General features: G+C 70.5%; 16 protein-coding genes. 11 read left to right on the forward strand and 5 right to left on the reverse strand.

All coding sequences use genetic code 11. From position 1 onward, the window contains the following. Window positions 1–8: 8 nt before the first annotated feature. Together IE226_RS23145 and IE226_RS23150 are read right to left on the reverse strand one after the other, a co-directional pair. Complete coding sequence (locus IE226_RS23145) at window positions 9–665, reverse strand: MBL fold metallo-hydrolase (RefSeq protein ID WP_190083241.1); 657 nt, start codon at window positions 663–665, stop codon at window positions 9–11. A gap of 10 nt (window positions 666–675) precedes the next feature. Further along, window positions 676–1359, reverse strand: a complete 684-nt coding sequence (locus IE226_RS23150; protein WP_190083242.1) for a maleylpyruvate isomerase family mycothiol-dependent enzyme — start codon at window positions 1357–1359, stop codon at window positions 676–678. Between the two features lie 222 nt (window positions 1360–1581). Here IE226_RS23150 and uvrA point away from each other — a divergent pair, with 222 nt between their 5' ends. Both uvrA and IE226_RS23160 read left to right on the forward strand, forming a co-directional pair. Continuing rightward, the gene (gene uvrA, locus IE226_RS23155; protein WP_194545473.1) at window positions 1582–4683 is read left to right on the forward strand and encodes an excinuclease ABC subunit UvrA; all 3102 of its coding nucleotides are present in this window, start codon (window positions 1582–1584) and stop codon (window positions 4681–4683) included. 141 nt (window positions 4684–4824) lie between these two features. Continuing rightward, window positions 4825–5592 (forward strand): crotonase/enoyl-CoA hydratase family protein, encoded by a 768-nt coding sequence (locus IE226_RS23160; protein WP_190083244.1) that lies wholly within the window; start codon window positions 4825–4827, stop codon window positions 5590–5592. A gap of 39 nt (window positions 5593–5631) precedes the next feature. On the opposite strand, the gene IE226_RS23165 is transcribed toward IE226_RS23160, so the two are convergent. Continuing rightward, on the reverse strand, window positions 5632–6213 hold the full coding sequence (locus tag IE226_RS23165; RefSeq protein ID WP_190083245.1) for a YceI family protein: 582 nt from the start codon (window positions 6211–6213) through the stop codon (window positions 5632–5634). Window positions 6214–6315: 102 nt separating this feature from the next. Here IE226_RS23165 and IE226_RS23170 point away from each other — a divergent pair, with 102 nt between their 5' ends. After that, the gene (locus IE226_RS23170; RefSeq protein WP_190083246.1) at window positions 6316–7170 is read left to right on the forward strand and encodes a helix-turn-helix domain-containing protein; all 855 of its coding nucleotides are present in this window, start codon (window positions 6316–6318) and stop codon (window positions 7168–7170) included. A gap of 291 nt (window positions 7171–7461) precedes the next feature. Here IE226_RS23170 and IE226_RS23175 read toward each other — a convergent pair whose 3' ends face one another. Further along, window positions 7462–8397: a carbohydrate kinase family protein gene (locus tag IE226_RS23175; RefSeq protein WP_190083247.1), complete on the reverse strand. Its 936-nt coding sequence runs from the start codon at window positions 8395–8397 to the stop codon at window positions 7462–7464. Between the two features lie 220 nt (window positions 8398–8617). On the opposite strand from IE226_RS23175, the gene IE226_RS23180 reads away from it, so the two are divergent. Next, window positions 8618–9043, forward strand: a complete 426-nt coding sequence (locus IE226_RS23180) for a Rieske (2Fe-2S) protein (RefSeq protein ID WP_190083248.1) — start codon at window positions 8618–8620, stop codon at window positions 9041–9043. 294 nt (window positions 9044–9337) lie between these two features. On the opposite strand, the gene IE226_RS23185 is transcribed toward IE226_RS23180, so the two are convergent. Further along, window positions 9338–10294, reverse strand: coding sequence for a hypothetical protein (locus IE226_RS23185; RefSeq protein WP_190083405.1), 957 nt, complete (start codon window positions 10292–10294; stop codon window positions 9338–9340). 430 nt (window positions 10295–10724) lie between these two features. Between IE226_RS23185 and IE226_RS23190 the strand changes: the two genes are divergently transcribed. The 7 genes from IE226_RS23190 to IE226_RS23220 all read left to right on the forward strand — a co-directional run bounded on the left by IE226_RS23190 (window position 10725) and on the right by IE226_RS23220 (window position 20790). After that, window positions 10725–11264: a papain-like cysteine protease family protein gene (locus IE226_RS23190; RefSeq protein WP_373307022.1), complete on the forward strand. Its 540-nt coding sequence runs from the start codon at window positions 10725–10727 to the stop codon at window positions 11262–11264. Window positions 11265–11269: 5 nt separating this feature from the next. Beyond that, window positions 11270–12163, forward strand: a complete 894-nt coding sequence (locus IE226_RS23195; RefSeq protein WP_229871485.1) for a hypothetical protein — start codon at window positions 11270–11272, stop codon at window positions 12161–12163. A gap of 205 nt (window positions 12164–12368) precedes the next feature. Next, window positions 12369–14738, forward strand: a complete 2370-nt coding sequence (gene uvrC / locus IE226_RS23200) for an excinuclease ABC subunit UvrC (protein ID WP_229871486.1) — start codon at window positions 12369–12371, stop codon at window positions 14736–14738. Continuing rightward, window positions 14735–15670, forward strand: coding sequence for an RNase adapter RapZ (rapZ, locus tag IE226_RS23205; RefSeq protein WP_190083250.1), 936 nt, complete (start codon window positions 14735–14737; stop codon window positions 15668–15670). The genes uvrC and rapZ overlap by 4 nt, the downstream gene beginning before the upstream one ends. Then, window positions 15667–16674: a gluconeogenesis factor YvcK family protein gene (locus IE226_RS23210; RefSeq protein WP_190083251.1), complete on the forward strand. Its 1008-nt coding sequence runs from the start codon at window positions 15667–15669 to the stop codon at window positions 16672–16674. Before rapZ ends, IE226_RS23210 begins: the two co-directional genes overlap by 4 nt. After that, window positions 16665–17654 carry a DNA-binding protein WhiA gene (gene whiA / locus IE226_RS23215; protein ID WP_190083252.1) on the forward strand — a complete coding sequence of 330 codons (990 nt, stop codon included), beginning with the start codon at window positions 16665–16667 and terminating at the stop codon, window positions 17652–17654. The genes IE226_RS23210 and whiA overlap by 10 nt, the downstream gene beginning before the upstream one ends. Window positions 17655–17808: 154 nt before the next feature. Further along, a complete protein-coding gene (locus IE226_RS23220) occupies window positions 17809–20790 on the forward strand; it encodes a M14 family metallopeptidase (RefSeq protein WP_190083253.1) in 2982 nt (993 codons plus the stop codon). Window positions 20791–20951 lie beyond the last annotated feature (161 nt).

A 20951-nucleotide genomic window follows, 5' to 3' on the forward strand; every position in this document is an offset into this window, starting at 1 on the left:
CGTGGGGCTCACCAGCCCCGACGGCGCCACTCCGAGAGGTGCGGGCGCTCGGTGCCGAGGGTCGTGTCGTTCCCGTGGCCGGGGTAGACCCAGGTCTCGTCGGGGAGCGTGTCGAAGATCTTCGTCTCGACGTCGTGCAGCAGGCTCGCGAAGGCCTGCGGGTCCTGGTGGGTGTTGCCGATGCCGCCGGGGAAGAGGCAGTCGCCGGTGAAGACGTGGGGGTGGCCGTGCGGGTCGTCGTACACCAGGGCGATCGAGCCCGGCGTGTGGCCCACCAGGTGACGCGCGGTGAGGGCGACGTGCCCGACGCTCACGGTGTCACCGTCCGTGAGCGGGACGTCCGTGGGTACGGGGATGCCCGCGGCGTCCTCGCGGCCCGCGTAGGTCCGGGCGCCGGTGACCTCGACGACCGCGGCGAGGGCCTGCCAGTGGTCGCCGTGCTGATGGGTGGTGACGACGGACGTGATGCCGTCGTCACCGATCAGCGTGAGCAGCGTGGAGGCGTCGTTCGCCGCGTCGATCAGGAGCTGCTCGTCCGTGGCCCGGCAGCGCAGCAGATAGGCGTTGTTGTCCATCGGGCCGACGGCGACCTTCGAGATCATCAGGTCCTGCAGCTCGTGCACGTCCGCCCCGCCGCCGACCTTCACTGCTCCGCTGTACGTCATGTGACTCAGCCTATAGCGGCGGCAGGGAGGGCAGGAGCCCCCCTTCGGCCGTCAGCGCGGAGCCGTCGCGGCGGCCTGCGAGCCAGCCGACCACGTCGGACGCGGGGCCGGAGACAGTGACCTGAGGTTCGCCGTCCCGGCCGGTGCTCCACGCGTGCGTGCCGTCCGTCACGCGCGTCGGCGGCACATCCGGACTTCCGGAGAAACGTGCCGCCAGGAACGCGATCTCCCGCTGCACGAACTCACCGGGCAGATCCTCGAGCTCGTACCCGATGCCCAGGTCGACATGGTGCAGTTCGACCTCGACCCATCGCCTGAACGGCAACCGGGACGCGGAGTCGGTCACACCGTTGCGCAGTTCCACGGTGCGGGACCAGTCGGCGGGGATCGTGCCCGCCGCCTCGAAACGCGCCGCGGACTCGCGTACGTCCACGAGCTGCTCGGTCAGCGGCCTCGGCGAGTCACGCTCGATGTCGTCGTCGCGTGCGTCACCACTGACGTACATGGGCCGTCCGGCCAGCACATTGACGAGCGCGTCCGCGTTACGGGCGATGTGAGCCAGAACATGGCCGCGGGTCCAGCCCGGCAGCCGTGACGGCTCGGCGATCGAATCGTTGTTCAGTTTCGCGGCTGCGGTGAGCAGTCGCTCGGTCGCGTCACGTACAGACGCCAGGTCGCGCACATGATCAATCATGCGCCCGACGATAGTCGCGCCACACGTTCGGGTGAAGGTGTCTGAGCGTGACCGCAAATCGAATGCACGTGCTATATGGTCGAGTGCGGCGTCGGGCATTCTTGATGGTCCGGGTTTGTTATCAACCAGGGCATCCCCCCGGCGTTGTCAGTGGCTCGCCCTAGTCTGTTTTCGACGGGGGTCCCGCCCCTGTCACTTCTCTCAAGAAAGGTGCGGACCGGCGTGGCCGACCGTCTCATCGTCCGTGGCGCGCGCGAGCACAATCTCAAGAACGTCTCGCTCGACCTCCCGCGCGACTCCCTCATCGTCTTCACCGGGCTCTCCGGGTCGGGCAAGTCCTCGCTCGCGTTCGACACGATCTTCGCCGAGGGCCAGCGGCGGTACGTGGAGTCGCTGTCCTCGTACGCCCGGCAGTTCCTCGGTCAGATGGACAAGCCGGACGTCGACTTCATCGAGGGTCTCTCGCCCGCGGTCTCCATCGACCAGAAGTCGACCTCGCGCAACCCGCGCTCGACGGTCGGCACCATCACCGAGGTCTACGACTACCTCCGCCTGCTCTTCGCGCGCATCGGCAAGCCGCACTGTCCCGAGTGCGGGCGGCCCATCTCCCGGCAGTCGCCGCAGGCCATCGTCGACAAGGTCCTCGACCTGCCGGAAGGCAGCCGCTTCCAGGTCCTCTCGCCGCTGGTGCGCGAGCGCAAGGGCGAGTTCGTCGACCTCTTCGCCGACCTCCAGACCAAGGGGTACAGCCGTGCCCGGGTCGACGGCGTGACGATCCAGCTCTCCGAGCCGCCCACGCTGAAGAAGCAGGAGAAGCACACCATCGAGGTGGTCATCGACCGCCTCACGGTGAAGGAGTCCGCCAAGCGCCGCCTGACCGACTCCGTGGAGACCGCGCTCGGCCTCGCCGGGGGCATGGTCGTGCTCGACTTCGTCGACCTCCCCGAGGACGACCCCGAGCGCGAGCGGATGTACTCGGAGCACCTGTACTGCCCGTACGACGACCTGTCCTTCGAGGAGCTGGAGCCCCGCTCCTTCTCCTTCAACTCGCCCTTCGGCGCCTGCCCGGACTGCTCCGGTATCGGTACGCGCATGGAGGTCGACCCCGAGCTGATCGTCCCGGACGAGGACAAGTCACTCGACGAGGGCGCCATCCACCCCTGGTCGCACGGCCACACCAAGGACTACTTCGCGCGGCTCGTCGGCGCCCTCGCCGACGCCCTCGGTTTCTCCACCGACATGCCCTGGGCCGGACTCCCGCAGCGCGCCAAGAAGGCCCTCCTGAACGGCCACAAGACGCAGATCGAGGTCCGCTACCGCAACCGGTACGGCCGCGAGCGGGTCTACACCACCGCCTTCGAAGGCGCCGTCCCCTTCGTCAAGCGCCGCCACAGCGAGGCCGAGAGCGACTCCAGCCGCGAGCGCTTCGAGGGCTACATGCGCGAGGTGCCCTGCCCCACCTGTGAGGGCACGCGCCTCAAGCCGATCGTCCTCGCCGTCACGGTCATGGGCCGCTCCATCGCCGAGGTCTCGGCGATGTCGATCAGCGACTGCGCGGACTTCCTCGCCCAGCTGAAGCTGGGGGCCCGCGACAAGAAGATCGCCGAGCGTGTCCTGAAGGAGGTCAACGAACGGCTGAAGTTCCTGGTCGACGTCGGCCTCGACTACCTCTCGCTGAACCGAGCGGCCGGCACCCTCTCCGGCGGCGAGGCGCAGCGCATCCGCCTTGCCACCCAGATCGGCTCGGGCCTCGTCGGTGTTCTGTACGTACTGGACGAGCCGTCCATCGGCCTGCACCAGCGCGACAACCACCGCCTGATCGAGACCCTCGTCCGCCTGCGCGACATGGGCAACACGCTCATCGTCGTCGAGCACGACGAGGACACCATCAAGGTCGCCGACTGGGTCGTGGACATCGGCCCCGGCGCGGGCGAGCACGGCGGCAAGGTCGTGCACAGCGGCTCCATGAAGGAGCTCCTGGCCAACGACAAGTCGATCACCGGTCAGTACCTCGCGGGCAAGAGGTCCATCCCGGTGCCCGACGTGCGCCGCCCCGCGGACCCCTCCCGGCGCCTGACGGTGCGCGGGGCCCGGGAGAACAACCTCCAGGACATCGACGTCTCCTTCCCGCTCGGCGTCCTCACCGCGGTCACCGGTGTCTCGGGCTCCGGCAAGTCGACGCTGGTCAACGACATCCTCTACACGCACCTGGCCCGCGAGCTGAACGGCGCCAAGTCCGTCCCCGGACGGCACACGCGCGTGGAGGGCGACGACCTGGTCGACAAGGTCGTGCACGTGGACCAGTCGCCCATCGGCCGCACCCCGCGGTCGAACCCCGCGACGTACACCGGAGTCTTCGACCACGTCCGCAGGTTGTTCGCGGAGACGATGGAGGCGAAGGTCCGCGGCTATCTGCCCGGCCGCTTCTCCTTCAACGTCAAGGGCGGTCGCTGCGAGAACTGCTCCGGTGACGGCACGATCAAGATCGAGATGAACTTCCTCCCGGATGTGTACGTCCCCTGCGAGGTCTGCCACGGGGCGCGCTACAACCGCGAGACGCTGGACGTCCACTACAAGGGCAAGTCCATCGCCGAGGTCCTGGACATGCCGATCGAGGAAGCGCTCGACTTCTTCGAGGCGGTGCCGGCCATCTCCCGTCACCTGCGCACGCTCAACGACGTGGGCCTCGGGTACGTCAGGCTCGGCCAGCCCGCGCCGACGCTCTCCGGTGGTGAGGCCCAGCGCGTGAAGCTGGCCTCCGAGCTCCAGAAGCGCTCGACGGGCCGGACGGTCTACGTCCTCGACGAGCCGACCACCGGTCTGCACTTCGAGGACATCAGCAAGCTGAGCACGGTCTTGTCCGGTCTGGTCGACAAGGGCAACTCGGTCATCGTCATCGAGCACAACCTCGACGTCATCAAGACCGCGGACTGGGTCGTCGACATGGGCCCCGAGGGCGGCAACGGCGGCGGGCTCGTCGTCGCCGAGGGCACGCCCGAGGAGGTCGCCGGGGTCACGACGAGCCACACCGGCAAGTTCCTGCGGGACATCCTCGCGGCGGAGCGGATCTGTGACGGGGCCTCGCAGGGGCGTAAGCGGGCGGTGTCCTCGGCCGTGAAGAAGTCGGCGGCGGGCAAGGCGACGGCCAAGGCCCCGGCCAAGTCGGCTCCGGCCAAGTCCGCCCCGGCCAAGAAGGTCTCCGCGGCGAAGTCCACCGCCAAGAAGGCCGTTGCCACCAAGGCCGTCGCCAAGAAGACCGCCGCGAAGAAGGCGGCTCCGGCGAAGGCCGCTCCGAAGAAGGTGGCCAAGGCCCGTAAGAGCTGACGGTTCGCCGTTTGTGTCCGCGGGTGTGTCGTGGCTGGTCGCGCAGTTCCCCGCGCCCCTTACGGGGGCGCAACTGAACGGGCCGCGGGACAAGGGTTTCCCCCTTGTCCCGCGGCCCGTTCGCGTGGTGGCCTGGGCGGCATGACCGTACGTACGGAACGTCGAGGTCCCGTCACCACCATCGTGCTGTCCCGGCCCGACGTGCGGAACGCGGTCGACGGGCCCACCGCCCGTGCCCTCGCCGACGCGTTCCGTGCCTTCGACGCGGACCCCGACGCGTCGGTCGCCGTGCTGTGGGGCGAGGGCGGCACCTTCTGTGCCGGGGCGGACCTCAAGGCCATCGGAACGCCGGCCGGGAACGAGGTGACCGAGAAGAGCGACGGGCCCATGGGGCCGACCCGGATGCGTCTCTCCAAGCCCGTCATCGCCGCGATCTCCGGACACGCGGTCGCCGGCGGCCTCGAGCTCGCGCTCTGGTGCGATCTGCGCGTCGCCGACGAGGACGCGGTGCTCGGCGTCTTCTGCCGCCGCTGGGGTGTCCCGCTCATCGACGGCGGGACCGTACGGCTGCCCCGGCTCATCGGGGAGAGCCGCGCGATGGACCTGGTGCTCACCGGCCGCCCCGTCCCCGCCCCCGAGGCGCTGGCCATGGGCCTGGTCAACAGGACCGTACCGCCCGGCACGTCCCGCGCCGCCGCCGAACACCTCGCCGCGGAGATCGCCGCGTTCCCCCAGACCTGCCTGCGGAACGACAGACTCTCCGTACGGGAGCAGGGCGGCCTGACCGAGGACGAGGCGATGGCGGGCGAACTGCGCCACGGCCTGCGGTCCCTCGCCGAGGCGGCGGACGGGGCGGCGAGGTTCGCGGCGGGGGAGGGGCGGCACGGGGCCTTCACGGACGGCGCCTAGCCGGACCCCTGGGGCGACCGCCGGCCCTCCCGGCACCCGCTAGCTCTCGGTGGGCGCGGCGTCGGCCTCCGGCTCCAGGAACTGCATGTCCAGCTGGATCTTCACCACGTCACCGAGCAGGCCGGGGGCGAAATCGAGGCCGTAGTCGCTGCGCTTGATCTCGCCCGTCGCCTCGAATCCCGCATGACGGCGGGGGTCGCCCGGGAAGGCCTGGAGCCCGCCGAACTCGACGGCGAGAGTGATCGGCCTCGTCACGTCACCGATGGTCAGCTCGCCCTCCAGGCTCCAATCGTCCTCCTTGCCGAGGACCCGCGTCGAGCGGAACGTCATCGTGGGGCGGCGCTCCACGTCAAGGAGGTCGGACGCGCGGACATGCGCGTCGCGGTCCGTGTTGCCGGTGTCGATCGACGCCAGGGCGATGGTCGCCGTCACCGACGAGGTCTCGGCGCTCTCACCCACCACGAGACCGGCCGTCACCTCCGTGAACCGGCCCCGCACCTTCGAGATCCCGAGGTGGCGGATGGTGAAGTTCACGGCGGAGTGGAACGGGTCGATCTCCCAGGCCCCGGCGGGGAGGGGAAGCGTGGTCGTCGCGGGGGCGGTGCTCGTGTCAGAAGTCATGCCCTCCACGATGCGAGGCCGTCCGCGTCCGAGGAAGGCCGGGCCGAGACTGGTAGTGACAGGGCCACGATCCGGCCCGCCGGCCACTGGTACGTTCGGCCCGTGAGCGACAACGAGTTGGGTACCTTCCTGCGCACCTGCCGTGAAGCGGTCACGCCCGCCGAGGTCGGGCTCCCGACCGGTCCCCGGCGCCGCACGCCGGGCCTGCGGCGGTCCGAGGTCGCCACGCTCGCCGGCGTCAGCGTCGAGTACCTCGCCCGTCTCGAACAGGGCCGCGACCGGCACCCGTCACCGCAGGTGCTCGGCGCGCTCGCCGATGCCCTGCGACTGACGGTGGAGGAACGTTTCCACCTGCGCCGCCTGGAGAAAGAGATGAGCGGCGATCCCTGTTGTCCGGTGGCGAGCGAACCCTCCCTGTCGGTGCGACCCACGGTGCGGGCGCTCGTCGAACGCCTGGAGCCCGGCCCCGCCGTCCTGCTCAACCGGCTCAGCGACGTTCTCGCGTACACGTCCGGCTACGAGCGGATCATGGGGCCGCTCGGTCTCCTGGACGACGGGCGGCCGAACCTCGTCCGCTTCGTCTTCACCGACGAACGGGCCCGCGCCGCCTACCCCGACTGGGACAGCGTCGCCGACGAACACGTCGCCTCGCTCCGGACCCAGTCCATGCTCACCGACCCGCATGCCGAGGGATTCGCCGACGAACTGACCGTCATCGCCGGCGCGCCGTTCGCCGACCGCATGGCGGCCGTGCCGCGACTGCCCCGGCACAGCGGCGTCGAACGCATGGCGCACCCGGAGGTGGGTGCGCTGCGGCTGTCGTACGAGACGCTGACGCTGCCCGACGCCGACGGCCAGCGCCTGCTCGTCCACCTCCCCGCCGACGACGCGTCATCGGCAGCGCTGGACCGCCTAAACGGCCGCAAGCCGGGGGGGCTGCGCGCGGTCACTGGCTGACGGGGGGCTGGCCTTTGGCTCAGCCCGGCCGGGGGCGGACGGCCTCGGTTCGGCTGCGCCGGGGCGGGTGGTCTCGGCTTGGCCCCGCCGGGGATAAGTGGTCTTGGCTCAGCTGCGCTGGCGATGGGTGGTCCTGGCTCAGCTGCGCCGGGGATGAATGGCCTCGGCTCAGTTCCGCCGGGGGACGGGTGGTCTCGGCTCATCAGCTGCGCCGGCGACGGGCGGTCTTGGCTCGGCTCCGCTGGGGGCGGGTGGTTTTGGCGCAGTTACGTCGGCCGGGGGCGGGTGGTCTCAGCTCAGTTCTGTCGCGTACGGCGGCTCCGCGCCCGCGCGGGACACGGTGACGGCCGCGGCGCGTGCCGCGAAGTGCAGGATCTGGCTCCAGCCTTCCGCGCCGAGCCCGGCCAGGGACTCCGCGGAGAGCGCGTCCCGCCCGCAGAGCCCGTGCAGCAAAGCCGCGTTGACCGTGTCGCCCGCGCCGATGGTGTCCACCACGTCGACCTGCTCGCCCGGCACCGACCACTCCCCGCCGTCCCGCGTGAAGACGGTCAGGCCCTTGCCGCCGCGCGTGATCACCACCGCGCCGGGGCCGGAAGCGAGCCACTCGCGCGGTGTGCCGCCGAGCCAGCTCGCGTCGTCCTCCGAGAGCTTGAGCAGCGAGACCGACGGCAGCCAGCTCTTGAACCGCGCCCGGTAGGCGTCCGCGTCCGGGATCAGACCCGCACGGATGTTGGGATCGAGCGCCGTGAACACGCCCTGCGCCGCCGCCCGCCGCATCAGCTCCTCGTACGCGCTCGCGCCTGGTTCGAGGACGAGCGAGCACGTGCCGAACGACACCGCGCGTACGTCGTCGGGCAGCCGCTCGGGGGCAGTGAAGAGCCGGTCCGCCGTGCCCTCGACATAGAAGGAGTACCCGGCGGAGCCGTCCGTGCCGATCGAGGCGACGGCGAGCGTCGTCGGCTCGGCGCCCCGCTGTACGTGCGACACGTCGACGCCCGCGGTCCGCAAGCCGTCGATCAGCGCGTCCCCGAACGTGTCCGTCGAGACGCGGGAGAGGAAGGCGACGGGGGTGCGCAGCCGGCCGAGGGCCACCGCGGTGTTGTACGGGCCGCCGCCGAGCCGCGGGGCGAGCGCCGGCAGTCCGGGGCCGGTGCTGGTACCGACGCCCTCGCCGGCGGAATCCTGCGGGACGAGGTCGATCAGGGCCTCTCCGGCGACGACTATCACGGGTGGTTCCTCTCGGCTCTGCGCTCTCGGCTCTGCGTTGGTGGCTCTGCGCTCATGGCGCTGCGCTCGTGCTCCCCGGCTTTCGGCACAGGCTAGGGCTTTCCCGCGGGTACGGCCCGACACGGGCGGCACTCGGGCACGGCCGTGCCCAACGCGGGCACGTGGCCCCCCACCGGTATGGTCTGATCCGTCACCGAAGCGCCTGACCTGTGGAGATTCCATGCCCGGCACGCCGCCCCCCGCCCGCCGCACCGTGCTGCGTGCCGCCGCCGCCGTCGTCCCGGTCGCCGGTCTGGGGATCACGGCCTGCTCCTCCGGTGGCAGCGACGGCGGCTCCAACCGTTCGGCGCCGACCGCGCCGACGGACCTCGGTGCGTCCGATGAGGTGAAGGTGGGCGCCTCGAAGCTGTACACCGACGAGAACGTGGTCGTGAGCCGTATCTCGGACGACGAGTACAAGGCGTTCAGCACGATCTGCACGCACGCGAAGTGCCCCATCAACAAGCTGGAGGGGCACAAGCTGATCTGTCCCTGTCACGGCAGCCAGTTCGACGCCACGAACGGCAAGGTCCTGCATGACCCGGCGGTCACGCCGCTCGCGGAGCTGCCGGTGAAGGTGGAGGACGGCAAGATCGTCGCAGGCTGAGCCCCGCGCCGACCACTGGCCTCCGGCCCGCCTGCTCGATCCCGGTCGGCGTCGGCCCGCCTGCTCAACCCTGGCCGGACCGCTCGCCCACCGCCCGGCTGCTCGTTCCCGGTCGGAACCGCCGCCCCGGCCCGCCTGCTCATGCCCAAGAGGACCGCCCGCCCCGGCCCGCCTGCTCATGCCCAAGAGGACCGCCCGCCCCGGCCACCAGCTCATTCCCAGCCGGACCACTCGCCCCCGGACCGGCCGCCCCCTGCCGGTCTGGTCCGGCCCGAACCGGCCCAGTCCCGCAGCTCACTCCCAGTCCCAGGCGATCCCCAGGATTCCCGCCCGCACCTGCGGTTCCACCAGGTGTACCGAACGATGGCTGCCGCTCAGGGTCAGTTCCTGGCGCCCGCCGCGCGGTGCGGCGGCCGAGTGCTGGGTGAAGCGGTGGCAGCGTACGGGCAGCGCGTCCTTGTCGAAGCGCACCTGGAGCGCGTACTGACCGCCCGCGAAGGTGAAGCCCCGGAAGTACTCGGTGGCCGTCCCGGCGGTGCCGTCCTCGAAGCCGTAGCGGAACAGATGCGTGTCGCCCGCGCGCAGGCGTGCGTCGAAGAGCAGTTCGGCGACCAGCACCCCCGTCTCGTGGTGCCACCGCACACGTCCGGTGCGGCAGTTCTCCAGGGCGTGGACGCCGATGCGTTCCGGTAGGCAGCCGGGGTCGCCGTGGTAGATCGCGAGGTAGCGGTCCACGGCGTCCCGGTGGGCGCGCACGACGTGCTGCGAGTCGCGGCCGAGCAGTTCCCGGCGCCCGCCGATACGCACCCGCTCGTGGTGCCCGACGGTGTGCAGGCCGCCGTCCAGCGGCGACCCGAGCTCGGCGATCAGCTCCTGGACGACGTCGGACGCGTCGATGAGGGAGCGGTAGGAGCGGGCGGCGGGGCGTTCGCAGTCGGGGTGGTCGGACGGCTTGGCGAGGAGTCGGATCAGCGACTCCTCCGGCAGATCGAGGATCTCCTCGAGAGCGCGCACGGCGCGGAGCGACTCCGTGCGCTGGGGACGCCGCGCGCCCTGTTGCCAGTAACTCAGGCTCGTCAGGCCGACGTTGACGCCCTGGCGGGCGAGATGATGCCGTACGCGTTGCAGGGGAAGGCGCCGTGCGGCGATCGCGGCCCGCAGCGCGACGTGGAAGGGCCCGGTGCGCAGGGCGGTCTCCAGGTCCGCGGGCGCGCCGCCCGCGCCGTCCGCGAGCTGTGTGCCGTGCCGCATCGTGCCGTGCCCCATCGCAAGGCCCTTCTGTGAACATTCACATCGGCCGTCCGGGCGTACGCGCCGGTCGGAGCGGGCCACCAGGTGGGCGTACGAGGGGTGTTCACATCCGTACGCCGCCGTTCACGGCCCAAGTAATCCCGCATTGAACCTTGTTGACCTGCACCCGACAACACTCGATGCTCAATCGCAGCGTCCGGACGCGCTCCTCCATCACCTCACCCCCCCGCTCGGGAGGAACGCGATGCGCCATAGAAGCAGCAGGTACAGCGGACGCAGACGGTTGTCCGCGCTCGCCGTCGTGGCAGCGGCCCTGGTGGCCGCGCCGGCGGCCACGGCCACGGCCGTCCCCGACAGCTCTCCGTCCGCTTCCGTACGAGGCACGGGCATGGGCACGGTCACGGACACGGCCACGGACACGGACACGGGCATGAGCATGGGCGCGGGCACCGGTATGGGCGCGGCCGACCCTTCGGCCCCCGCCCTCCTCGCCGCCAAACGCCTGAACATCACGATGCAGGCCCAGCAGAAGACCAACTGGTGCTGGGCCGCCGCCGGGAACACGATCGCCACCTTCTACGGCAGGAACTACAGCCAGAACCAGTTCTGCAACGCCGCCTTCGGGCGCAGCCAGAGCTCCGAGTGCCCCAATTCGCAGGCCACTCTCGGTGACGTGCAGAACGGTCTGGACTGGGCTGGCATCAGCCCCGGCTCGTACGTCAGCGGCTGGCTGCGCTATCCGACCGTGCAGAGCGAGATCAACGCGGGCCGCCCGGTCGAGACGCGCATCCAGTGGTCGAACGGCGGCGGCCACATGCATGTCCTCTACGGGTACGACGACGCGAACAGCTGGGTCTACTGGGGCGACCCGTGGCCCTCCAGCGACCGCTACAACTGGGCCTCGCACAGCTGGTACGTCAACAACAACACCTTCTCCTGGACCCACTCGCTGTACCGGATCGGGGCGTGAGCGCGATGAGCCGTCACTTTCTCCTGTCCCTGTCCCTGTTCCTGCCCCTGCCCTCGCCCCTGACTGCTTCCCGGTCTCTTCCCCTGTCTCTTCCCCTTCGCCGTCCTCTGCTGACGGCGGCGCTCGCCGGCACGACAGCGACCCTGCTGCTCGGTCTCGCGGCGCCTTACGCCTCCGCGGACTCCGGTCCTGGTCCTTCGACCGCTTCCCGTGAGGCGGCTCATGACGCCGCCAGTGCCCCCGGGACCCTCGACACGCTCTCCCGCTTCTTCGCGCGGGAGGGTGCCGTCAGCAAGGCCGCGGCGGACCCGCGTGTGCGGGGCGCCGCCGTGCCCGTGCGCTACCTCTCCCCGGATTTCGTCGCCGGGAAGAAGGGCGCGCCGGTCGGCCGCGTGGAGTTCCTCGCCAGCAAGGCGGTCTCCTCCGACGGACAGGAGGCCTCCCTGTGGACGGTGAAACAGGGCGGCTCCTGGAAGGTCGTGAACATAGCCACCGGGGACGACGAGACCCACTACGCGCGCGTGGGCGCCGACAAGCTCTCCGGGGGCACCGTTTTCCACGAGCCGCAGATCAACGCCTGGTATGTGCAGGGGCGGGGCCGGGTGCTTCCGCTGGACGCGGACGCCGTGCGTGCCGTGGGCCGGGGCGGGGTCTCGGTCGCCGCCTATCAGCGGCGTGTGCATGACGCGTACGCGGACAAGCTGCCGGGCTCGGCGTACGCGGAGTCCGGCAAGGCGGGGGGCTTCGCCCCGAAGGAGCGGACCCGGGCCGCCCCGGCGGCTGCTTCGGCCGACGGGCCCGTGACGGTGGCCTCCTCCGCGGCCGGAGCGGGGGCCCTGGCCGCCCTCGGCCTCTCCGGGGCGGCCGTCCTGCGGCGTCGCGCCCGGCAGCGGGGCTGACCCTTTCCCGGCCTCCGGCCGGGTTTCCCCACCCACCCGCCCTTGTCAGGGCGGGTGGGCTGCGGGGAGGGGAGACAGGGAGGCGAACGGAGGCGAATGGGATGCCGGGCGGCCCGGAGCAGGTCGGTGGACCGGGCGCGAAGCGGGCCGGGGACGAGACCCCTCACGACCCTGACTGTCAGCCCTCGCCAGTAGGGTGTGGAGCATGGCCGACCCCTCCAGCTACCGCCCCAAGCCGGGACAGATCCCCGACTCGCCGGGGGTCTATCGGTTCCGCGACGAGCACCGCCGGGTGATCTACGTAGGCAAGGCGAAAAGCCTGCGCCAGCGCCTGGCCAGTTACTTCCAGGACATCACGAACCTGCACCCGCGCACCGCCACGATGGTGACGACGGCCGCCTCCGTCGAGTGGACGGTGGTCTCCACCGAGGTCGAGGCGCTCCAGCTCGAATATTCGTGGATCAAGGAGTTCGACCCCCGGTTCAACGTCAAATACCGCGACGACAAGAGCTACCCGTACCTCGCGGTGACGATGAACGAAGAGTTCCCGCGTGTGCAGGTGATGCGCGGCCACAAGAAGAAGGGCGTCCGTTACTTCGGGCCCTACGGCCACGCGTGGGCGATCCGCGACACCGTGGACCTCCTCCTGCGGGTCTTCCCCGTCCGCACCTGCTCCGCCGGCGTCTTCAAGAACGCCGAGCGCGCCGGCCGCCCCTGCCTCCTCGGCTACATCGGCAAGTGCGCCGCGCCCTGCGTGGAGCGGGTCACGCGGGAGGAGCACCGCGAACTCGCCGAGGACTTCTGCGACTTCATGACGGGCCGCACGAACACGTACATCCGCCGGGTCGAGCGGCAGATGGCGGACGCCGCCGAGGACATGGAGTACGAGAAGGCGGCCCGCCTCCGCGACGACGTCGGGGCCCTCAAGAAGGCCATGGAGAAGAGCGCCGTCGTCCTCGCCGACGCCACGGACGCGGACCTCATCGCCCTCGCCGAGGACGAGCTCGAAGCGGCCGTCCAGATCTTCCACGTCCGCGGCGGCCGCGTGCGCGGTCAGCGCGGCTGGGTCACCGACAAGGTCGAGGCGGTCACCAGCGGTGACCTCGTCGAGCACGCCCTCCAGCAGCTGTACGGCGAGGAGAGCGGCGACACCGTACCGAAGGAAGTGCTGGTCCCCGCGCTGCCCGACCCCGTGGAGCCCGTCCAGGAGTGGCTCACCGAGCGCCGCGGTTCGAACGTCTCGCTGCGCATTCCGCAGCGCGGCGACAAGAAGGCGCTCATGGAGACCGTGGCGCGCAACGCCCAGCAGTCGCTCGTGCTGCACAAGACCAAGCGCGCGTCCGACCTCACGACCCGCTCCCGCGCCCTGGAGGAGATCGCCGAGGCACTCGATCTGGACAGCGCCCCGCTGCGCATCGAGTGCTACGACATCTCGCATCTCCAGGGTGACGACGTCGTGGCCTCGATGGTCGTGTTCGAGGACGGCCTCGCACGCAAGAGCGAGTACCGCCGCTTCCAGATCAAGGGCTTCGAGGGGCAGGACGACGTCCGCTCCATGCACGAGGTCCTGACGCGCCGCTTCAAGCGTTATCTCTCCGACAAGCAGCAGACGGGGGAGTGGGACCCTCAAGACGCCGGCGGCGGGACGGACGCCGGGGTGAACGGAGCCGCGAACGGAGCTGCGAACGGGGTTGCGAACGGCGAGGTCAGCGCGCTGACCGAAGAGGACGGGCGCCCCAAGCGCTTCGCCTACCCGCCCCAGCTCGTCGTCGTGGACGGCGGTCAGCCGCAGGTCGCGGCGGCCCAGCGGGCCCTCGACGAGCTCGGCATCGACGACATCGCGGTGTGCGGCCTCGCCAAGCGCCTCGAAGAGGTCTGGGTGCCGGGCGACGACGACCCGGTGATCCTGCCGCGCACCAGCGAGGGCCTGTACCTTCTCCAGCGGGTCCGCGACGAGGCGCACCGCTTCGCGATCCAGTACCAGCGCACCAAGCGGGCCAAGCGCTTCAAGGCCGGACCGCTGGACGCAGTGCCGGGTCTCGGCGATGCGCGCAAGCAGGCACTGATCAAGCACTTCGGTTCGGTGAAGAGGCTGCGATCCGCGACAATCGAGCAGATCTGCGAGGTTCCGGGCATAGGCCGCAAGACGGCCGAGGTGATCGTCGCGACCCTGGCCGGAGCGGTGCCCGCGGGGCCCGCCGTGAACATGGCGACCGGAGAGATCATTGAAGACGAGGAACCCGCGGGTGCGGGGGCCTCGGGCGATGACGAGGAGCCCGCTAGCGCGGGGACCTCGGGTGGTGGCGAGGAGCCCGCGAGTGCGGGGACTTCGGATAACGGCGAGGAGCCCGCGAGTGCCGGGGCCTCGGACGACGGCGAGGAGCCCGCGAGTGCGGGGACCTCGGATAACGGTGAGGAGCCCGCGAGCGTCGGGGCCTCGGACGACGGCGAGGAACCCGCGGATGCGGGAGCCTCCAGCCATAACGAGGAACCCGCGGATGCGGGAGCCTTCAGCGACAACGAGGAGTCCGTGACCGCGGGCCCCTCCGAAGAACGACGGGGGCAGGAGACATGACCGAGCACGACGAAGGCGGCGAGCAAGTGAGTACGGGCAGCACCATCACGCCGGGTGAGGCCGCCGAGACGGCGATCCCCGAGCTGGTGATCATCTCCGGCATGTCGGGTGCCGGACGCAGTACCGCGGCGAAGTGTCTGGAGGACCTCGGCTGGTTCGTCGTCGACAACCTGCCGCCCGCGCTGATCCCCACCATGGTGGAGCTCGGCGCCCGCTCGCAGGGGAACGTCGCCCGCATCGCGGTCGTCGTCGACGTCCGCGGCCGCCGCTTCTTCGACAATCTGCGCCAGTCCCTCGCGGACCTGGAGGCCAAGCACGTCACCCGCCGGATCGTCTTCCTGGAGTCCTCGGACGACGCCCTGGTGCGGCGCTTCGAGTCGGTCCGCCGCCCGCACCCGCTGCAGGGCGACGGCCGCATCGTCGACGGCATCGCGGCCGAGCGCGAGCTCCTGCGCGAGCTGCGCGGCGACGCCGACCTGGTGATCGACACCTCCAGCCTGAACGTGCACGAGCTGCGCGCCAAGATGGACGCCCAGTTCGCGGGCGACGAGGAGCCCGAGCTGCGGGCCACGGTCATGTCGTTCGGCTACAAGTACGGCCTGCCGGTCGACGCCGACCTCGTCGTGGACTGCCGCTTCCTGCCCAACCCGCACTGGGTCCCGGAGCTGCGCCCCTTCACCGGGCTCAACGAAGAGGTCTCCGGCTACGTCTTCAACCAGCCCGGCGCCAAGGAGTTCCTCGACCGGTACGCCGAGCTGCTCCAGCTCATCGCCGCGGGCTACCGCCGCGAGGGCAAGCGCTACGTGACGATCGCGGTCGGCTGCACGGGCGGCAAGCACCGCTCCGTAGCCATGTCGGAGAAGCTCGCGGCGCGCCTCGTGTCCGAGGGAGTGGAGACCGTCATCGTCCACCGGGACATGGGGCGAGAGTGAAGGCTTCCCTGCGGCTGAACCGTCTGGGCCGCAAGCGGGGCACCCAGCCCAAGGTGGTGGCGCTCGGCGGCGGGATGGGTCTGTCCGCCTCGCTCGCCGGCCTTCGCCGTATCACCGGTGACCTCACCGCCGTGGTCACCGTCGCCGACGACGGCGGCTCCAGCGGGCGGCTCCGCGACGAACTGGGCGTCCTGCCGCCCGGCGACCTGCGCAAGGCGCTCGCGGCCCTGTGCGGCGACGACGACTGGGGCCAGACCTGGGCCCGCGTCATCCAGCACCGCTTCCAGTCCAAGGGTGACCTGCACGAACACGCGGTCGGCAATCTGCTGATCGTCGCCCTGTGGGAGCAGCTCGGCGACCACGTCCAGGCGCTCGACCTGGTGGGCAAGCTGCTCGGCGCGCACGGGCGCGTGCTGCCCATGTCCGCGGTCCCGCTGGAGCTCCAGGCGCTGGTCAGGGGGCACGATCCGGAGCGTCCCGACGAGGTGGACACCGTGCGCGGGCAGGCCACGGTGGCCCTCACTCCCGGTGAGGTGCAGTCCGTGCACGTGGTCCCGCACGACCCGCCGGCCGTCCCCGAAGCGGTCGCCGCCGTGCTCGACGCGGACTGGGTGGTGCTCGGTCCCGGCTCCTGGTTCTCCTCCGTGATCCCGCATCTTCTGGTCCCCGAACTGCTCGACGCGCTCGTCCAGACGAAGGCCCGCAAGGTGCTCTCGCTCAACCTCGCGCCGCAACCCGGTGAAACCGATGGGTTCTCTCCGCAGCGTCATTTGGAGGTTTTGGCCCGACACGCCCCTAAACTCGCCCTGGACGTGGTGCTGGCCGACGACGCCGCCGTGCCCGACCGTGAGTCACTCACCGATGCCGCCAAGCGGCTCGGCGCCACGGTCGAGCTGGCGCCGGTGGCCAGGCAGGACGGCACTCCGAGGCACGATCCGGAGCACCTGGCCACCGCGTACGACCGTATTTTTCGGATGCATGGAAGGATCGGCCCATGGCGATGACGGCAGCGGTGAAGGACGAGATCTCCCGGCTTCCCGTCACCCGGACCTGCTGCAGAAAGGCAGAGGTCTCGGCCATCCTGCGGTTCGCGGGCGGCCTTCACCTGGTGAGCGGCCGCATCGTGATCGAGGCGGAGCTGGACACGGCAATGGCCGCACGGCGGCTGAAGCGGGACATCCTGGAGATCTTCGGGCACAGCTCGGAACTGATCGTGATGGCTCCCGGCGGACTGCGGCGCGGCTCGCGCTATGTCGTACGGGTCGTGGCGGGCGGTGATCAGCTGGCCCGCCAGACGGGCCTGGTCGACGGCCGCGGACGTCCCATCCGGGGCCTGCCGCCACAGGTGGTCTCGGGGGCCACCTGTGACGCCGAGGCCGCCTGGCGCGGGGCGTTCCTGGCGCACGGTTCGCTGACCGAGCCGGGCCGCTCCTCCTCCCTGGAGGTGACCTGCCCGGGCCCGGAGGCGGCGCTCGCCCTGGTCGGCGCGGCGCGCAGGCTCCAGATCGCGGCCAAGGCCCGCGAGGTGCGCGGCGTGGACCGCGTGGTCGTGCGGGACGGTGACGCGATCGGCGCCCTGCTCACCCGGCTCGGCGCCCACGAGTCCGTGCTCGCCTGGGAGGAGCGGCGGATGCGCCGCGAGGTGCGCGCCACCGCCAACCGCCTGGCCAACTTCGACGACGCGAACCTGCGCCGCTCGGCCCGCGCGGCCGTCGCCGCGGGCGCCCGTGTGCAGCGTGCCCTGGAGATCCTCGCCGACGAGGTCCCCGAGCACCTCGCGGCGGCCGGACGGCTGCGCATGGAGCACAAGCAGGCGTCCCTGGAGGAGCTCGGCGCGCTCGCCGAGCCTGCGCTCACGAAGGACGCGGTCGCGGGTCGTATCCGCCGACTGCTCGCCATGGCGGACAAGCGCGCACAGGACCTGGGGATTCCGGGTACGGAGTCCAACCTGAGCGAGGAGCTCGCCGACAACATGGCGGTCTGACCGCTGCCGTACGTCACGTAAGCCGCCGGAGCCGTGAGGCGCCGGCGGCTTTTTGCGTCGCTCTGGATGTGACCGTGCCATATTGACATGATCATGAAGTGTCACGAGCCTGGCGTTCGCGCACAAATGCGCCGGACAACCGCAAGGGGGGCTCATGAGACGCAGAGTGAGATCCAAGAGATCCAGAGCTGGTTTCAGATCGGTCGTGGCCGCGGGCGCGTTATTCGTCGGCGGACTCGTCGCCGTGCCGCACGCGCAGGCCGACAGCGGGGAGAAGGCCCCGGCCGCCGATGATCCGGCGGCCGTGAAGGTCTACGAGGCCGAGGTCACCAAGAAGCAGATCCCGATCCTCGTCGAAGCGGGCCAGGACGCCCACGAATTCGCGGGGCAGACCCCCGAGCGCGGCACCGCCCGCGTCGAGGTCTACCTGACGAAGGCGCAGGCCAAGGGCGTCGAGCGGGAGGGCGTCAAACTCACCGAGCAGAAGGTCTCGGCCAGTACGCAGCAGAAGCTCAAGGCCGCGGGGGACGGCGTCTTCAGGCCGTACAGCGGCAAGGGCGGCCTCAAGGAAGAGATCGTCAAGACCGGTCAGGCCCACCCGGGACTCACCAAGGTCGTCTCCATCGGCAAGACGATCAAGGGCCAGGACATCCTCGCCCTGAAGCTCTCCAAGAACGCGAGCAAGTCCAAGGACGGCTCCAAGCCGTCCACGCTCTACATGTCCAACCAGCACGCGCGCGAGTGGATCACCCCCGAGATGACCCGCCGCCTGATGCACCACTACCTCGACGGCTACGGCAAGGACCAGCGCATCACCAAGCTCGTGAACTCCACCGAGCTGTGGTTCGTGCTCTCCGCCAACCCCGACGGCTACGACTTCACGCACGCCGCCGACGGCGAGCGCCAGTGGCGCAAGAACCTCCGTGACATCAATGGCGACGGCAAGATCGCGGCGGGCGACGGCGTCGACCTCAACCGCAACTTCGCCTACAAGTGGGGCTACGACAACGAGGGCTCGTCCCCCGAGCCGTCCTCGGAGACCTACCGCGGCACCGACCCCATGTCCGAGCCCGAGACCAAGGCGCTCGACCGCTTCCAGAAGCGCATCGGCTTCGAGTACGGGATCAACTACCACTCGGCGGCCGAACTGCTCCTCTACGGAATCGGCTGGCAGGTCGCCACGCCGAGCCCGGACGACATCCTCTACAGGGCGCTCAACGGCACCCCGGAGAAGCCCGCCGTCCCCGGCTACCACCCGCAGGTCTCCTCCGAGCTCTACACCACCAACGGCGAGGCGGACGGCCACGCGGGCAACATCAACGGCATCTCGATGTTCACGCCGGAGATGTCCACCTGCCAGACCGTCTCCGACATCGACCCGAACGATGCCTGGAAGCCCGAGGACTGCGCCTCGATCTTCACCTTCCCGGACGACGAGAAGCTGATCCAGCAGGAGTTCGCGAAGAACGTCCCGTTCGCGCTCGCCGTCGCCGAGACCGCTCTCCACCCCGACCAGCCGGTCTCCGTCACCGGCATCGAGGCTCCCGACTTCACCCCGGACACCTTCACACAGTCGTACGCACGCGGCGGTGACCAGGAAGTCGCCGTCACCGCACGCAAGTCGGTGCGCGACAAGGAGCTCAACTACCGCGTCAACGGCGGCCGTACGCACGACGAGGACGTCAAGGCATGGAAGGGCGGCGAGACGTACGGCGGCGAGGACAACCTCCACTTCGACCAGTACCGCGCCGAGGTCGAGGACGCGCGCGTCGGCGACAAGGTCGAGGTCTGGTTCACCGGCCGCAACAAGAAGGGGCGTACGGAGAGCCCGCACTTCACCTACACCGTCACCGAGCGGGCCAAGGCGAACACGCTCGTCGTCGCCGAAGAGGGCGCACCGGCGACACAGGCCCAGAAGTACGTGGACGCCCTCAAGGCCAACGGGCGCCCGGCCGTCGTCTGGGACGTCGCCAAGCAGGGCGCCCCGCACCCGCTCGGCGTCCTGTCGCACTTCTCCGCGGTCGTGCACTACACCGGCGACCCGGTGCCCGGCGCGCCCACCCAGCTCGCCCTGCGCGCCTACCTCAACGAGGGCGGCAAGCTGATCGAGTCCGGCGAGCGCACCGGCTCCAACGTGGACCTCGGTGACGCGCTCACCGACGACTTCGCGCAGTACTACCTCGGTGCGTACGAACGCCTGTCCGCACCCGGCGCCACCAGCTTCGAGGGCAGCGGCGCCCTCGGCGGCGTCAAGACACCGCTGGCCGCGGCCGACACCAACCCGCTGGACAAGGCGGGCCGTTACACCGTCACGTCCGACACCCTGCCCCCGGACGAGTTCCCGCAGTTCAAGAGCGCGGCCGCAGGCAGCTACCCCGGCATCACCAACCCGTACGCACCCTTCGAGGGCCAGGGCATGGCATCGGCGACCCACGCCGACCAGGACTGGAAGCGCCTGACCCGCACCATCGACCTGACCGGCGTCACGGCCGCGGACCAGCCGCAGTTGCGGTTCGCGCTCAACTGGAACCTGGAGACCGGTTACGACCACGGCGTCCTGGAGGCGCACACCACAGGCGCCGACGACTGGACCACGCTCCCGGACACGAACGGCAACTCGTCCGCGGCCGTGCCCGCCGAGTGCGGGGCCGGGTTCTTCATCAACGGGCACCCGTTCCTGCGCCACTACCTGACGCAGTCCGCGACCGGCTGCACGGCGTCGGGCACCAGCGGCGCCTGGAACAGCTTCACCGGGTCATCCGGCGGCTGGAAGCCCGTCTCCTTCGACCTGAGCGCCTACGCGGGCAAGACGGTCGAGGTGTCCCTCAGCGCCATCACCGACCCCTCCAGCGGGGGCCGCGGACTGTTTGCCGACAACGCTCAGCTCGTGATAGGGGGCAACGCCACGCAGACCGAGGGATTCGAGGCCTCGCTGGGCACCTGGAACGTCGCTCCGGCACCCCCCGGAAGCCCCAACATCACGGGTGACTGGGCCCGTACGGGGGAGCTCTACAAGCCCTACGCGGCCGTCACAGCGCGTGACAGCGTGCTGCTCGGCTTCGGGTTCGAGCATGTACCCGGAAACGCCGAACGGGCCGCTCTTATGGGCGCATCCCTTGCACATCTGCGCCGCTGACGCTGCGTAATCAGGACGTGGTTTCCGGTGGCTCGTGCTCCCTACTCGGGGGTACGGGCCACCGTGCCGTCCGGACCCCCTGTCGATGTCACCCAAAGGCCATCAGAGAGGTAGGGTCGGAGGCGGTCGGGGACATCCCATACAACTCGCCGGCGTCTGAA

This window comes from Streptomyces longisporoflavus (assembly GCF_014649775.1).
Lineage (GTDB): Bacteria > Actinomycetota > Actinomycetes > Streptomycetales > Streptomycetaceae > Streptomyces > Streptomyces longisporoflavus.

What these genes read in the sequence shown, in the direction of transcription:
- IE226_RS23145 (WP_190083241.1), bottom strand. Translation starts at nt 665, where the DNA reads ATGACGTACAGCGGAGCAGTGAAGGTCGGCGGCGGGGCGGACGTGCAC.
- uvrC (WP_229871486.1), top strand. Translation starts at nt 12,369, where the DNA reads ATGGCCGACCCCTCCAGCTACCGCCCCAAGCCGGGACAGATCCCCGAC.
- IE226_RS23185 (WP_190083405.1), bottom strand. Translation starts at nt 10,294, where the DNA reads ATGCGGCACGGCACACAGCTCGCGGACGGCGCGGGCGGCGCGCCCGCG.
- whiA (WP_190083252.1), top strand. Translation starts at nt 16,665, where the DNA reads ATGGCGATGACGGCAGCGGTGAAGGACGAGATCTCCCGGCTTCCCGTC.
- rapZ (WP_190083250.1), top strand. Translation starts at nt 14,735, where the DNA reads ATGACCGAGCACGACGAAGGCGGCGAGCAAGTGAGTACGGGCAGCACC.
- IE226_RS23190 (WP_373307022.1), top strand. Translation starts at nt 10,725, where the DNA reads ATGAGCATGGGCGCGGGCACCGGTATGGGCGCGGCCGACCCTTCGGCC.
- IE226_RS23160 (WP_190083244.1), top strand. Translation starts at nt 4,825, where the DNA reads ATGACCGTACGTACGGAACGTCGAGGTCCCGTCACCACCATCGTGCTG.
- IE226_RS23195 (WP_229871485.1), top strand. Translation starts at nt 11,270, where the DNA reads ATGAGCCGTCACTTTCTCCTGTCCCTGTCCCTGTTCCTGCCCCTGCCC.
- IE226_RS23165 (WP_190083245.1), bottom strand. Translation starts at nt 6,213, where the DNA reads ATGACTTCTGACACGAGCACCGCCCCCGCGACGACCACGCTTCCCCTC.
- IE226_RS23220 (WP_190083253.1), top strand. Translation starts at nt 17,809, where the DNA reads ATGAGACGCAGAGTGAGATCCAAGAGATCCAGAGCTGGTTTCAGATCG.
- IE226_RS23150 (WP_190083242.1), bottom strand. Translation starts at nt 1,359, where the DNA reads ATGATTGATCATGTGCGCGACCTGGCGTCTGTACGTGACGCGACCGAG.
- IE226_RS23180 (WP_190083248.1), top strand. Translation starts at nt 8,618, where the DNA reads ATGCCCGGCACGCCGCCCCCCGCCCGCCGCACCGTGCTGCGTGCCGCC.